This window comes from Paenibacillus kobensis NBRC 15729 (assembly GCF_004000825.1).
Lineage (GTDB): Bacteria > Bacillota > Bacilli > Paenibacillales > Paenibacillaceae > Paenibacillus_T > Paenibacillus_T kobensis.
Window position 1 is genome coordinate 22,436 of the sequence record NZ_BILZ01000059.1, and the last position, 13,913, is coordinate 36,348.

Sequence of the window (13,913 nt, forward strand, 5' to 3'; positions counted from 1 at the left end):
TTCACTCCGATCCAGAGGTTTACGATTCGTCGCTCGCAGGCTCGATCGGCTTCACCGTTTTGGATACGCGGCGCACCTTCTTCACCGTATCAACGTCCAGCTCCGTCACCGCGCTCTCATCATTTAGAACCGCTGATTCGACCACGGTATCCTTCAGTCTGTTGATTAGGGTTGGCTGCTCCGCTGCATCTGCTTTTAGAACCGCTGCATCGATCGAGCCATCCGTCTTCGTGAACGCAGATAGTTCCTCAACCTGTTCGATCGGCTGCCGAATGATCGGCGTGCCTCCGATCGGCGTTTTGATGATCGGCGTGTCATCGATCGGCACTTTAATGATCGGCGTGTCGTCGATCGGCACCTTGATGATTGGCGTTCCGTCATCGATCGGTACCTTGATGATCGGCGTTCCATCGTCAATCGGCACCTTGATGATCGGCGTTCCATCGTCGATCGGCAGCTTGATGATTGGCGTTCCGTCGTCGATCGGCAGCTTGATAATCGGTGTATCGTCGTCAACCGGCTGCTTGATGACCGGTATATCGATATCTGTCGGCAGCTTCACGACAGGCACGTCATCAAGCTTGCCGCCGCCCGTCAAGCTGGTCTGTCCGCCCGGCGGAACCGTAACCGTACCGGTATCGACCGTACCGACAACCGCCCACCAACGCACCGTCCAATCTTTAGGCGTCTGGTATGAGCTCGTTCTTTTGTCCTGAATTTTGACATGGAAACCGGTTTCCAGAAAAATGTTGTTTTCCGTATAATAGGCCATTACAAACGGAACATCCGTCTCCATCAACGCCGCGTCTCCTGATTTAACCGTCGAGGAATATTGCGGCAACGGAATGATGATCGGAGGCGTTTCGGGTATCGTCGGAGGCGTCTGATTGCCCGGCGTTTGCGAGATTTGCGTCGTCTGGCCCGTTATATTCGTTAACGACGCCGCGAGCTTCGTTTCCCCTGCGGCCAACTTAGTCGCCGATAACGAAGTGGCAAGCCCTCCTGACAACGACTCGTCGGGACCGCTGCCAACCGTATCCACGACGGACAAAAAGATTCCGACATCGGTCGATGGGAGCGAATGATTGATAAGAGGGCTTGTTCGGACCTCTCCCGGGTACATCGTCTGGAACACAATGCTGCCCGTCGCGATCTGCGCGCCCGATCCCGATCCTCCGCCGCCAGGAATGTTGACGTTGATCTGAGTGGTGCCGTCTGCTACGGACACTCCCGCTCCGGTAAAATTTATTTTCGTGCGGGCCGTAAAAGAATTGCCATCCTTCAGTACGGTCACCTTCTGCGGATCGGCCAGCGTACCCGACAGGTTATTCACGTTGAGCTCATCCGCTCCGCCGTCGGCATGCGATCCAGCATGGCTGAGCGCAGCACCGTTGATTGTCACGTTGATCCGGTTTTTCCCCGGTTCGTCGGCAGCCGTAACGCCGGCTCCGATGAAGTTGATTTTCGTACGGGCGGGCAGCTCGGTGCCTTCCTCCTGCACGATGACCTTCTGCGGGTCGGCAAGCAAGCCGGACAGATTGGTCACATTCAATTCGTCGGCTCCGCCGTCCGCATGCGATCCCGCATGCGCCGTCATGCCAGGGATGTTAATGTTCGTCCGTCCGTTGCCTGAATCCTCCGACAACGTAACGCCGGCGCCGGTGAAATTGATCTTCGTACGGGCAGTCAGGGATGAGCCCTTGTCCTGCACGACAATTTTCTGCGGATCGGCAAGCACGCCGGACAGATTGGTCACGTTCAGCTCATCCGCTCCGCCGTCCGCATGCGTCGCTGCATGGGTCGGCAGTTGCGCAGGACGCTGCTTATCAGCCAGCATCAGCTGGAACAACAGCTCGTTATTATAAATGAAAGGGCGAACCGACTCGTCGATTGCGGTAATGATGCCCTTATTATTAATCGTGATGGCAGCAAGCACGACAGCATCAGAAGCAGGCGCATCCGGCTGCTTATCGAAATAACGCTCCGCCAGCAGCCGAACGATCGAACGGTCCTCGACGACAGCGAGCGATGATTCGCCAGCAGCGGTTTGCGGCACATTGTTAATGAACAACTGGCTGCTAATAACGCCGCTAGTCGGCATTTCTCCTGCACGCGCGTAATAGCGCTGCGTCCGCGTAACGTTACCAGCGAGACCGCCGAGATTGAACGGAATTTTGTTATCTTTCCATGCGCTGAGCATCGTGAACTGGCTTGGCAGCGACTCAATGACCTCGACAAGCGCGGATCCGCTCTGCTGCAGCTTCGTCCGAACGGTCAATACGACCTCGATCACATCTCCCGGATTCGCAACGCGCGGTACCGTCCGGTGCACAATGAACTGATCGTTCTCGAATACGGTCACCGTCTCCTGAAGGACCGAATCCAAGCTGCTTGCCGGCGCAGGCTTCTCCGTCGTCAGCGAGAATTTGAACGTCTCGCGGATTTTGTTCAGCTCGATGCCGTCCGTACTCGCGGTCGCATTCGATACAGGCGGCACAGGTTCCCGCGCAATTTCGTCGTAGGAAATAACGGCGTAGATGACGCCTCCGCCATAAGCTGGCGGATAGCCCGTCAGCTTGCTAATGTCAGCAACGTCGAGATTGGCGGCAACGATGATCTCCCGCCCATTGGCATCGATTGCCGTTCCCGGCGTCAAGCGGACGCCCGTACCATCGATTTGCGACAGATGAAGTCCGCCGATGACCCCCGTACCGTGCACAAACCGGTTAAGCAGGCTCCGCTTTTCGATGTAATAATTTTGCTCGAGCTGAAAATCTTTGACCGAAAGCAGCTTTCCATAAAAATAACGGTTACGTTCAAACTGCTGCAGTTGCAATTGACTATTAGACAACACGATAACCTCCCATCATCGTATAGCTCGTTATATAAGCCGTGTATCGGCGCCGAGGCCGGATCTGACGTCCAGCTGTCCGAACGGCGTTTCGTCCATCAGCATCGTATCCCGGTCCATTATGGATTCATCGTCATACCGGGCGGACGGATGCGTCAGCACGGTATTAACCCCCATGAACGTATAGCCGCCGAGATAGATCCAAGGCTGCAGCCAAGTGACATCCGCTACCGTATGCGCCGGCTGGTTGTGCGCGATCATGCGCTTTATCGTCTCAAGCTCGGCCAGCCCCGACAGCTGCTTCGGCATCAGCAGCACGCTGAACCGGTATGGGTCGTCGCCGAACAGCTCCACGAACGCCTGCTTCGCCTCCGGATCGACGATGTCTTGCAGCCTGTAATTTTCGACGATAATCGGAAGCTCTTGCGTATACAGTTGGACGATTCGTTCCAGACCTTCCTTCGTTCCGCGCATGCGGTGAATGTCCGGCATTCCTTTGATCAAGCTGCGAAGCTTATGCTCCGGCCAGCCCGGGTCAACAGCAATGCCGATCCACGTCGCAAGCCACCGCAAGTAATCGCCGGACGCTGCGTCGACGTCGAGCCATCTCGGAGAAGCCGCAATCTTGCCGTCGAGCTCCGTCATGAACGTCTCGATAAGCGATAGAAAACGTTCCAGCAAATCCCGGCTCGCCGGATCCTCCTGATACACAGCCGGCATATACCTCAGATAAGACAGCCGCGGAAAATCAACCCGAAGGCCTCTTAGCATTGGCGTATCCTTGTCGCTCCCGAACAGCTGTATTCGAATCCATAAATACCGTCCTGGCTCTGCACGGATAAGCATATCGCGCGGACTGACCGTCGTCTCCGACCACGGAAGCTGCTGTAAGGCGGCAGCCTTATCCGAGGCGCGAACCGCCGTATCCGCAATATAGTCATCGAGATTCCGGCGCGACTGGTCAATTAGAAACTCCCGTGAGTCGGATACCAGATACGACACCCGAATAAGCGTATTGTCAGGAATGTCGCGGTCGAGCGCGAGCTTATGCCACCGGATCGCTTCCTCCGTACTGTCGAAGCTTCGCGAGACGTACTCGCCCTTGGAGATCGGGGAACCGCTGTCGCGGTACAACGCCGGCTGACGCAGCAGCAGCGTAACCTTCTGCGCCGCCCGGTTGAACAAATACAGATTGTTGCGGCTGAACACAATGCGGTCGGCCGCGCCGCGGTATGTCGTAAGCGGACCGATCGGTTCGCCGGAATCGCCGCGGTACAGATGGATCATCGGCACTTGCAAGCCCACAGACGGTTCCCGTTCCCCGATGTAGACGACATCTGAGTCATCGACGGCAATGGAGACCGGATTCGTGTCGCCAAGCATCGGCGCGCGCCAATTCAGTTCCCCTTCTGCCGAATAACAAGCGAGCGACTTCGCTTCTGCGTCCAGCACGTACAGCTTGCCTGCGGCGGACACTGCCGCCGTCAGTCTTAAGCCGGCCGTTCCGCTTTCGTTTTGGCCGCCGATCCAGCGAACGAACCTTCCGCCGGGGTCAAAAACGGCAACAGGCGCTCCTTCCGCCTGCGTGACGTAGCAGAATCCGTCACCGTCCGCCGTAACATCATAAGGCGACCAATCCGCTGGCGGCCCGGAGGCGGCGAATGGCGATTCGTCCCCCGCCGTCCAGACGGGCTGGCCCGTTGCTTCTGCATAAGCGCACAGCCGAACGCTAGTCTCGCCCGTATTTTCCAATACGTATACGAACCCCGGACTCCGCGACAGCTTCATCCCGGCATCCTGCACGTACAGTACGCCCTCGGGTCTGTCCAGCCGCCCGGTAACCGGGTTGTAGGCATACACTTTGCGGGACGTTTCGTCCATCATCAGCAGCATGCCGTGGGGTCCTTGCGCAACGTCTGTGACGACGCCTCCGGCAGGCAGCAGCGAAGCGGCATCTACGGTAAGCTCAGTCGCATAATCGTTCGCCGACTGAATCCGGATACCGCTCTCGCCGTCATCCCATACGAGCTGATGAAGCAGCCCTTCGCTCCAGCGCTGCTTCGACCGAATAATATGGTAATGAAACTCGGTGCGGTCAAGCACGGACATAACCGACTCCTTCCTGCGGCGGGCGGCCGAACATCTGCTGCTCGATCTCAATTCTGTGTCCGTCCGAATAAACAAGCGCATGGTTATCCATCGTGAAATTGCCCTGATCGTCTATGCGCCCGCCCCCTTCCGTATTGAACAGCTGCAGCCGCTGCACGCTGTCAACGCCGTCTACCTTATCGATGAGCGCATACAGCTCCGACAAATATACCGTTCGGCCGAACGGCCATCCCGTACCATGCGGACCGCCCTCCAGCGGATGCAGGTAGCGGGACAGCTCCGCCGACACAGCTGCCGCTACCGCGTCTCCGTCATGGCCGCTGTTGATCGTGACCAGCACGTTCGCCTGCACCTTGACGTAGCGCGGTGCGATGACGGCAACGCGCGTCGTTAACAGCCGGTGACGGTTGAGATAGCGGGACACGGTGTCCAGAAAGCCAGCGCTTGGATTCGGATTCGGCTTATCGCTGTAAGGCACGACGACGACCTTAACCGCATTGTCGCCGCTCCACAGAGCCTTAGCTCGTGCAACGCGAAGCCCCGGCGTCCTGCATGCCAACTGCTCGTAATCGTCGTCCGTTACGGCGCGCGTTAGACGCCGCAGCTCCTTGACTGCCCGGGCTGCCGCATCCTCCACACTTTCCGCATTGGCGCCTCCGCTAGCCGGCAGCAGCTGCAAGACGTCCAACTTGCCTGCAAGCCCGCTGTCATGATCCGCGAATTGCGAGATCGAGCCGGCACTGACGTTTCCTTGCCTGCCCATCGTCCGGTAATAGGAGATGCGTATACTGCTTAGCTCCGCCGATGCAGGGGGTACTTTGCCGTACAAGCCGTCCCCGAACCGAACCGTGCCGCTGCTTGGATCGAATACGTAGTGCGAATCATCAGGCCCTGAAGCGTCCAAGTCCTCCCGGCGAGTCCATTCCTTCCAGCCGGACCAGCCGTAAGAGCCGTCCGTTCCGTTCTCGAACACTTCCGCCTTCATAGGAGGGTCAAGCACGATGCCGCCGCCGTCCCTCACTTCGAACGTCTGATTGCTGAGGCCGCTGGACCTGCCGATATAATCATTCTCCACATAATCGAGCTGGACGACCGGAACCGTGTGCAGCATAATGCTGTCGATGCGCGGCGCAAGCTCATAGCCTTCCGACTTAACGGTGCACCGGAACCAGCAGCAGTCGGCTGGTGCCGTCAGGAACAGCCGCTTCAAGCCAGCATCCTGCGGGGCCAGAAATAGGATCTGGCCGCTTCGCATCAGCATGACCGTTTCGTCGCCCGATACTTCCAGCCTCGACCAGCCTTCGCTTTCATTCAAATACTCCCACTCGAGTGTAACCGGCGGCTTCGCCTCGAACAGCTCGCCTTCATCTTGTTCAGCGATCGGCACAGGATAATCATTAAATAATCTAAACGTAACGGGAATCGGCGTTCCCGGCTCTATTAGCCGGTCGAAGCCGAGATAAAGGCTGCTGCCAGCCTCCGCTTTGTCGCCGAACGCTTTAAAGCTTAGTCCTTCATGACCCGCCGACTCCGTCTGGTCGATGACCGATGATCCGGTCAGCGTCACAATACTGATAAGAGACGCGGAGGTGACGGTCAACTGCTGTTCGGTTACGAAGCGAAAATCGCCCGCCGCTAGCGGCGTGCCTTGGGGAACGATAAGCTGCTCTGCATAATGCGCACCGCTGCCAGGCGAATCGGATGCCGCCGGAGGGTTCTCCTCTACATCCGATTGGCCGGCAGCCGCGCTTTCTGCGGTATCGTCCGCCGCCTCCAAGCCCGCCTTGAGCATGAAGGTAACCTCCGCCCTTGCAGGTTTGGACGGAGCCGGACAAGTACCGAGCAGCTTCAAATATTTGCGAATATGATCGTCGCGTACTTGATCGAGATAATAGCGCTGTCCTTCGGCCAGCCAAGCAAGCAGCTCCAGCATCGTAATGCCGGGATCATGAACGTTGAAGTCCGTCCACTCCGGCGCATAGCGCGGGATCTGTTTCTTGGCGTCCTCGATAAGCTGCGCAAATGTCTTATCGTCCAAATTAGGAATTGGAAGCATGGCGGACACCTCTTTGTATGGATAAGCGGCTTGACGCCCCGTTGCATTTCGTACAATGACATGAGCGGCTTTAGGGGATATTAAGATCTTCGTTGCAGTCTATACAAGGAAAACAAGTGGTTCTAGCCATTTTCGGCCAAAAAGATGGTTATCTGAAAAAGATTCATTGCAAGGTTTGCAATGAACGGCATGTATGCAGCCTGTCGGCGTACTTTCCATTGCATGAAATACAATCAAATACACCGACGTATAACCTGACGCTGCATCAGTACAGCAATCGCGCTTGAGCTGAACGAGGCTTCAATTGGTGTTAACCGCTGCCGAACATTCCTCGATCACCGTTGCAAGCTCCTGACGACGACCTGATGCATGCCGCTGTAAATGAGCAAATGCTGCGGGAAAGCGGAAGTCGGCTGCTGAGCCGGATTAACGATCACTTCCCGTCCGTCGGCATCGCGTATGATCATCTCCAGACGGTCTACGTATTCGAGGCCGGTTACGCTTCCGAGCAAGACGTACAGATCGGACAGCGCCGGTACCCGCCCGAATTCCCATCCGGTTCCTGCCGGTCCCCCCGATAGAGGGTGAAGAAACGACTTCAACCGGCTTAACGCTTCCCGCTCCGCATCCGGCACGTCTTCGATGCTGGCCGTCACGAGTACGGTGTGAACGGACACTTCCGCATAAGCCGGACCTCTGATGTGAATATGCGACTGCGACGCTACGACGTTCGCTGCGTGCTTCTGGATATAGTCCGTAATCGTCTGCCTGAGCGCAGCGCTCGGCTGGGGCAGCCGCTCAGCAGACTGCGGGACAACAAGCAGCGAAATGCGGCCGGTCTGCGGCTGCCCCTGCTCGTTCACGTTCGGCAAGCATTTCACCCGGGCGATTCCACGGGCAGCCTCGAATACGAGGCTTTCGTAATCGGCCGCCGTGACGGCCCGGAACCGGTGGCGGATCATCAGCGGCCCGCGCTCTTTGGCTGCTGCGCTGTCCTCGGTGTCGTAGCCTCCCGCAGCTGCTTCCGGATTGGCGACACCGTCCACATAGGCAATGGACGATTTCAGCATCGCGATCGCACCGATTTCCACATTGCCTCTTGCGCCGCCGCCGCTGCGGTAGCTCAGCTTCACATTGTTCGTTCCGATCGGAGGCACTTTCCCGTGAATGCCGTCGCCGAACCAGATCCGGCCCGTCGTACGGTCAATCGCGTAACAGCGGTTGTCCGGTCCCGCTTCCGTCAACGTTTCCGCAGCCGTCCACCGGACCCACAGCCTCGTAACGGTTCCCTTGTCATCCTTCTCTTCGACAATGATTGTTCCCGCTTCCAGCATCGCCTGCCGCTCGCGGTCGGAGATCGACGAGAGCTCGTCGACGTACAGTTCTTCCGCGACAACCGGCGATTTGGATACCGTGAATACAGCATCTGGCGTTCCTCGCGAGGATCCGATCACTTCATCCTTGAAGCTCTCGGCTTGATCGACGACCGTTGTGTTACGATAAATCCCTTGAACGATTGGGGCCGGAGCCCGCTCTCCGCCCTTAGAATCCGCCGTCTTGAACACGCCGAGCGTATCGACTGCACGCAGCCAGAACCGGGATCTTCCGAAAATTTCCGTCTCCGTCCAATCCGGCAGACCGACGAACTCCAAGCACCCGCTGCGTGTCAAATGATTAGTGCCGTCGACGGCATCGAGCTTAACCCAGCCCGAGCCGCCTCGCTTCTCCGCGTAGTACTGCCACTCCACGATCGGATGCTGGTCAGGATCGTACACTTGGTCGACGAGCGACAAATAAAGGCTAATCGGCCCCCGCAGCGGCGCACGGTCGAAGCCGACGTACATCGCTTGCTCTTCGTCCAAAGCGTCCGCCGATTCAAGCCAGCTCCCTTCGGCCGAATCTCGGTAACGAAGGCTCCGGTATTCAAGCGCCTGCTCGGCTGGCGCTACCGCCTTATAGTGGATCGCCGCATCCCGGATGAGCAGCCGCTTGCCGGCGATCTCCAGCTCATCCTTGGGAGGAAGGGCGAACAGCCTGCAGCGGATCCAGAAGTTTTCTTGGCCTTGCACTGCTGTCGATGCGACGTCGTCGCCATTGCGGAACGTCAGACTCAGCTTGGAACCTTCGTCATAGGCCATATCCGTACGTTCCCAGCGCAGCCATCCGCCTCCGTTCCAATACTCCCAAGACACCTCGCTGGTGACGATGTCCTTCACGGGATCGGCGGAGGCCGCTTGCTCCCGCTCATTCTTGCTTGGCTCATCTTCGCCAAGAATGAACGTGAGCGTGACGCTTCCGCCTTTCTTGGAGAAAGCATCCGCGCTCGAAATATACAGTGTATCCCCTGTCCGGGGACTCGCGCCGAACAAGTAAAACGAACCGCCAGGCTCGACCGGATTGTTGTTGCTGAACATGAGATCCGGGCGGGATTCGTCGCCTTGCACCGCTATGCGCCACGTTTCGTTCAAGTATCCGTCCGTTACAGGGGGGCCGTTATCTGCCCCCCTCCCTGCCGCTGCCGCTCGCTGCGTCGCTGCTAATCCTAATGCAGCTTGCGGCGAAGGAGCCACACGGCCGCGAAGCCAGCGGCCGAACCGGCCGTTCACCTCGGTCAACCCGAGCACTTTCGTTCCCGGCTTCGCCCTCAGGCTGCCGGTCGATTGTAATTGCTGCATGTCGGTCCAGGAGCCGTCCCAATATTGCCAGCGAATAGAGATGGGGTCCGAGGATTCGGTCCCGTGCATGATTCGAATCTCGGAGCCGGAGCCGCAGCGAAGCAGGTCATCATGGGCCAAATAAATAAAATGCTCCTGCTTATTCAATCCTTCAAACAGCTTAAATTGGGTCACACGGCTCACTTCAGTGCCGGCAGCATAATCCGCCTGAAGCGGCGATGCCAGCGTAACCGTATGGTCCTTCGCACGCTGTACCTCCGCATACTCGGCTCCGCCGACCAGCAGCAGATCGCCGGGCAACAAGCCTTTCGCGCTGTCGATCATCAGAGACGCATCGCCTTGCCGAGCCGGTGCTATGGCGACCGCCCACAACGGCGCGACCGGTTGCTCCGCCATCCCCGGCGGCGCGGCATAGATCGCATCTGCTCCCGCAGACGCGCTCAGCAGATCGGTCATCCGGGCTGGCGTCGCCAGCATCGGCTTCCTCGTCTCGAAGACGACCGGCTTGCCGCCGTCCAAGGCTTGCGCTGCAACTTGCGTCTGTGCAGGAATGAGCACCGCTTCCTTCACGCCGGCGCTGAGCCGGAACGTGACCGGCGCTCTTGCCTGCGTAGCCGGCAGCAAGGATACGCCGAGCTTGCTGAGAAAGGTCAGCAAATTTTTGTCCGGTACCCGGTTCAGACGCTCCAGCGTATCCACATACTGCCCAGCGAATATGCGAATGACGGCCGCAGCAGGATCGCGTTCGTTCAGCGCGTTCCATTCTGGCACGTAGTAGGGCGCCAGCTCCAGCAGCTGCCCGATAATCCGTCCGACGTCCCTTCCGTCGATGAGCGGAGCGCGCATCGTCTCACCTTCCTAGCGGCTATCCTTCTCGCAAATAGAACGGATAGACCAGATTGTATTCGTTATTCGTCGACCGGACCCGGTAACGAATGTCGATCAACAGCTTGCCGACGGTTCCCCTGTCCGGCTTCACTTCCACGGTAACCGCCTCGATCCGAGGCTCCCACCGCATCAGCGCGTCCCGGACGCTCGCCTCCATCTGGCCGACGACCGACACGCTCATCGTTTCGAATATAAAATCATGAATGCCGCAGCCGAAATCGGGACGCATAACGCGTTCTCCCTTAGCCGTAAATAAAATAATGCGGATCGCTTCTTGAATGTCCGCTTCATCCGAAGAAAGCGCGAACGTGCCGGATGCCGGCTCGAGCGATACCGGGAACTTCCATCCCGTTCCTAGAAATGAATTTGCCATTGCAGACTCGCCACCTTACGCTCATTTGCGATCATTCGGCAGCCGCTGACAACAGCGGCGTCTAGCCGATCAGTACCGTCGGCTCGCCCATCAAGATGGCGTTCGGGCCGCCGGCTTCCGTAATGCTGTCGCCCATCCGGACGGCGGGCAGCCCGTTAATGAACACCGTCGTGCTTCCCATAGCGGCGACTCCCCCTACATGCGGGTTCGGCGTCGCGAGCGCGCACGCGTGAAAATCGGAGCCAGCCCGCCACGCCGGCTTACCGCCGATCAGTACATTCGCGCTTCCCGGTCCCGGGCTAAGCGGCGTGCCGTGGCTCGTAGCATCTCCCATTCGTGCAGCTGGCGGCATTGCCTCATGCACCCCCATATCCGCGTTGTTAGTTGATCTGAACGACCGCGCCTTGAATTTTGAGCGTGCCGCCTGATTTGAGCGTCATTGAAGCATCCGCCTCGATCTGCACTACGCTCGACTTGATCGACACCTTCTGAGTGCTCTTCACTGCGATCTCGTTGCCTGCCCCGTCGATAACGACGGAGTTGCCGCCCGAATCTTTGAACTCGAGCTTCGGCCCGCCGGAGCCGTCGGTCAGCGTAATCGTCTGGCCGTCCTTGCTCTTGATCGTAATATTCTCCTTGCCGTCCGTGTCGTCGAGCACGATTTCGTGGCCGCTTCGCGATTTGATGACGCGCTTATTGTTGTTGCCGTCGTCATTGCTGCTTGGCGGCGCATCCTTGCCGTTCCAGAGTGACCCAAGCACATACGGATGATTGATATCGCCGTTCTCGAACGCAACGAGCACCTCATCCCCGACCTCCGGCAAAAAATAAATACCCCGGTCTTTGCCGCCGCTCGGCACCGCCAGTCTCGCCCAGTTGCTCTCGTCCGACGCGCCGCGCCACGGAAACGTCAGCTTCACGCGCGCCAGCCCTTCGGGGTCTTGATTGTTCGTGACGATTCCGATCATGACGCCTTGGATCCGCGACCTGTCCCGGCTTGGCTCAAGAAGACCTTCGAGATTCATGCTCATATCGTGTTCCCCTTCACCTTAAAGGTCGTTCGGTAACCGGACGTATCGATGCTGTGGCTCGTTTCCTCGATATAGTACGGTTTGCTGAACATTTTCCCGAGGCCCGCCAGTTCGACCCGCATGCCCGGCAGCAGATCGGGAATGCCGATCGTATCCGCGCTTCCGTTCACGAGCCCTTCCGCATGCTTGTTCAGAATGGCCTTGGCCATCTGGTCCGCCTCTGCCTGGGAGCCGACCGGCCGCCGGACAGTCTGCACGACTTTGCCGCCGAACACCTGCTTCATGTAGTCGCCGCCGCTCTTGCGCCCTTTACTCGTGTCGGCCGCCCATTCGTCGCCCGCCTGCGCCTTGCCGACGATCTCCTTCTTCTCCTTCAGATCCCAGCCCCGTACCTCGACCTCCGTCACTTGGCCGGTCAGATTAACGTCGGGACGAAAGCTCATCAGCGACTTACGCCATTCCAGCTTCACGAACGGATCGGCCTTCATCCCCGGCTTTTTAAAAACGAGCTTATCGCCGGAGACGAAAAAGTCGTAATAATTTTGCTCGGCTAATTTTTTGAGAAATTGATAGTCGCTTTCCCCTTCCTGCTTCGCCAGCTTCGGATGGGTGACGGGCGTATCCTCGCAATCCGCCTGCAGGCTGTAATCGCCCGCAATGGCGGAGGCAATGCCGCTGTGCTTAATGTCGTCCCACGATCTCGCCTTGTTCCCTCTCATCATGGCGTAGGTGGCATCATAGCCGCTAACGGTCAAATGCGGAGAGCCCGATTCGGCAAAATCGACCGCTACCGACGTAATGACTCCGACAAGCATCCGCTTCATCTCTTTGGCGTAGCCGAGCTTGATTTCGATTTTGCTGCCGAACGCGAACAGGTCGCTTACGCTCCGCAAGTCTTGCCGCACCGGATCGAACGCGTCCTCGACGGTGAACGAGAAATATCCCGCTTCCTCCAGTGAATGCTCGACGCTGACGCCAGCGATGACCATTCCTTTGGACAGCAGATCCTCGCCCTCGAGAAGAATTTCGAACCGCGGCGCGTAGAAATTGGCGTATTTTTTCTCCAGCTGTGCGAACTCCATCTTAAGCCTCCACCGGCGGAATAATGAGCGTCTTGCCGGCCGGCAGCTTCCTCGGATCCGCAATGCCGTTCGCCTTCGCGATGCTTCGCCAACGGCCGGGATCGCCGCATTCGCGGCCCGCGATCGACCACAGCGTCTCCCCGCGCTTCACCGTTACCTGCTTCGTCTGATCCGCCTGATTCGTCTGCTGCTGCTGTTGTTGTTCGGTCATCGACCGGTATTCCCGGAACGTAACGCTAAGCGTAGCCCTGACCGGGATGCCCGTATCGAGAAACATCGTGAACCGCTGCGAAGCCCGTTCGAGAACGGCTTTGAACTGCATCTTGCCCCAAATGACCATGCATATCGGCGGCGCGTGCAAATCGGGATTCATGTCCATCAACCCCGTTACCTGACCGGTGTACTTCCGAACGTCGACTTCTTGCTCGTATGTATCGAAGAAGAGCTCCATCGACAGCGTCTGGCCGCCGCCGCCGATGAATTGCGTGACGGGCGCCGGCAAGCCAGGAATGACTGTGCTCTGCAGTTGATTGCTCTTGTCGATCGAATACTCCGTCGGGTTGAACAACACCGTGACGGCATCGCCCTTCTTATTGCCGTCATAATCAAGCGGCTGTATCATCGCCTTCTCCAACGCCATGCGCGCACTCTTCCCCTTTCATTATCCAAATAGTCTGATGGCAAGCCGGCGTTTAACCCTACAGCCCCCGCCGCTCTTTCGCGATTCGGAGCTTCCTCTCCAGCATCCGGTACACCTGCTCCGTCAGCCGCTTCAGCTCGGCGTCCGTCATCGACGCGCCGTGCCGGTCAGCCGGCGCATACGGATGAGCGCCGCCCGCCGGCGGCAG

At 58.2% G+C, this 13,913-nt stretch carries 9 protein-coding genes; all 9 read right to left on the reverse strand.

The window, feature by feature from the left end; translation table 11 throughout:
* Positions 1-19: 19 nt before the first annotated feature.
* The gene (locus PKO01S_RS23940) at positions 20-2,851 is read right to left on the reverse strand and encodes a hypothetical protein (RefSeq protein ID WP_127533970.1); all 2,832 of its coding nucleotides are present in this window, start codon (positions 2,849-2,851) and stop codon (positions 20-22) included.
* A 30-nt stretch (positions 2,852-2,881) separates the two neighbouring features.
* The gene (locus tag PKO01S_RS23945; protein ID WP_164779741.1) at positions 2,882-4,960 is read right to left on the reverse strand and encodes a phage tail protein; all 2,079 of its coding nucleotides are present in this window, start codon (positions 4,958-4,960) and stop codon (positions 2,882-2,884) included.
* Entirely contained in the window at positions 4,947-7,016 is a 2,070-nt protein-coding gene (locus PKO01S_RS23950) for a putative baseplate assembly protein (protein ID WP_127533972.1), read from the reverse strand. Before PKO01S_RS23950 ends, PKO01S_RS23945 begins: the two co-directional genes overlap by 14 nt.
* Before the next feature lie 335 nt (positions 7,017-7,351).
* Positions 7,352-10,537, reverse strand: a complete 3,186-nt coding sequence (locus PKO01S_RS23955) for a putative baseplate assembly protein (protein WP_127533973.1) — start codon at positions 10,535-10,537, stop codon at positions 7,352-7,354.
* Between the two features lie 19 nt (positions 10,538-10,556).
* Positions 10,557-10,952, reverse strand: coding sequence for a GPW/gp25 family protein (locus PKO01S_RS23960; protein WP_127533974.1), 396 nt, complete (start codon positions 10,950-10,952; stop codon positions 10,557-10,559).
* A 61-nt stretch (positions 10,953-11,013) separates the two neighbouring features.
* Positions 11,014-11,304, reverse strand: a complete 291-nt coding sequence (locus PKO01S_RS23965; protein WP_127533975.1) for a PAAR domain-containing protein — start codon at positions 11,302-11,304, stop codon at positions 11,014-11,016.
* Positions 11,305-11,332: 28 nt separating this feature from the next.
* Positions 11,333-11,983 carry a phage baseplate assembly protein V gene (locus PKO01S_RS23970; protein ID WP_127533976.1) on the reverse strand — a complete coding sequence of 217 codons (651 nt, stop codon included), beginning with the start codon at positions 11,981-11,983 and terminating at the stop codon, positions 11,333-11,335.
* The gene (locus PKO01S_RS23975; RefSeq protein WP_127533977.1) at positions 11,980-13,065 is read right to left on the reverse strand and encodes a phage late control D family protein; all 1,086 of its coding nucleotides are present in this window, start codon (positions 13,063-13,065) and stop codon (positions 11,980-11,982) included. The genes PKO01S_RS23970 and PKO01S_RS23975 overlap by 4 nt, the downstream gene beginning before the upstream one ends.
* A gap of 1 nt (position 13,066) precedes the next feature.
* Complete coding sequence (locus PKO01S_RS23980) at positions 13,067-13,705, reverse strand: CIS tube protein (RefSeq protein ID WP_127533978.1); 639 nt, start codon at positions 13,703-13,705, stop codon at positions 13,067-13,069.
* Between the last annotated feature and the right edge of the window lie 208 nt (positions 13,706-13,913).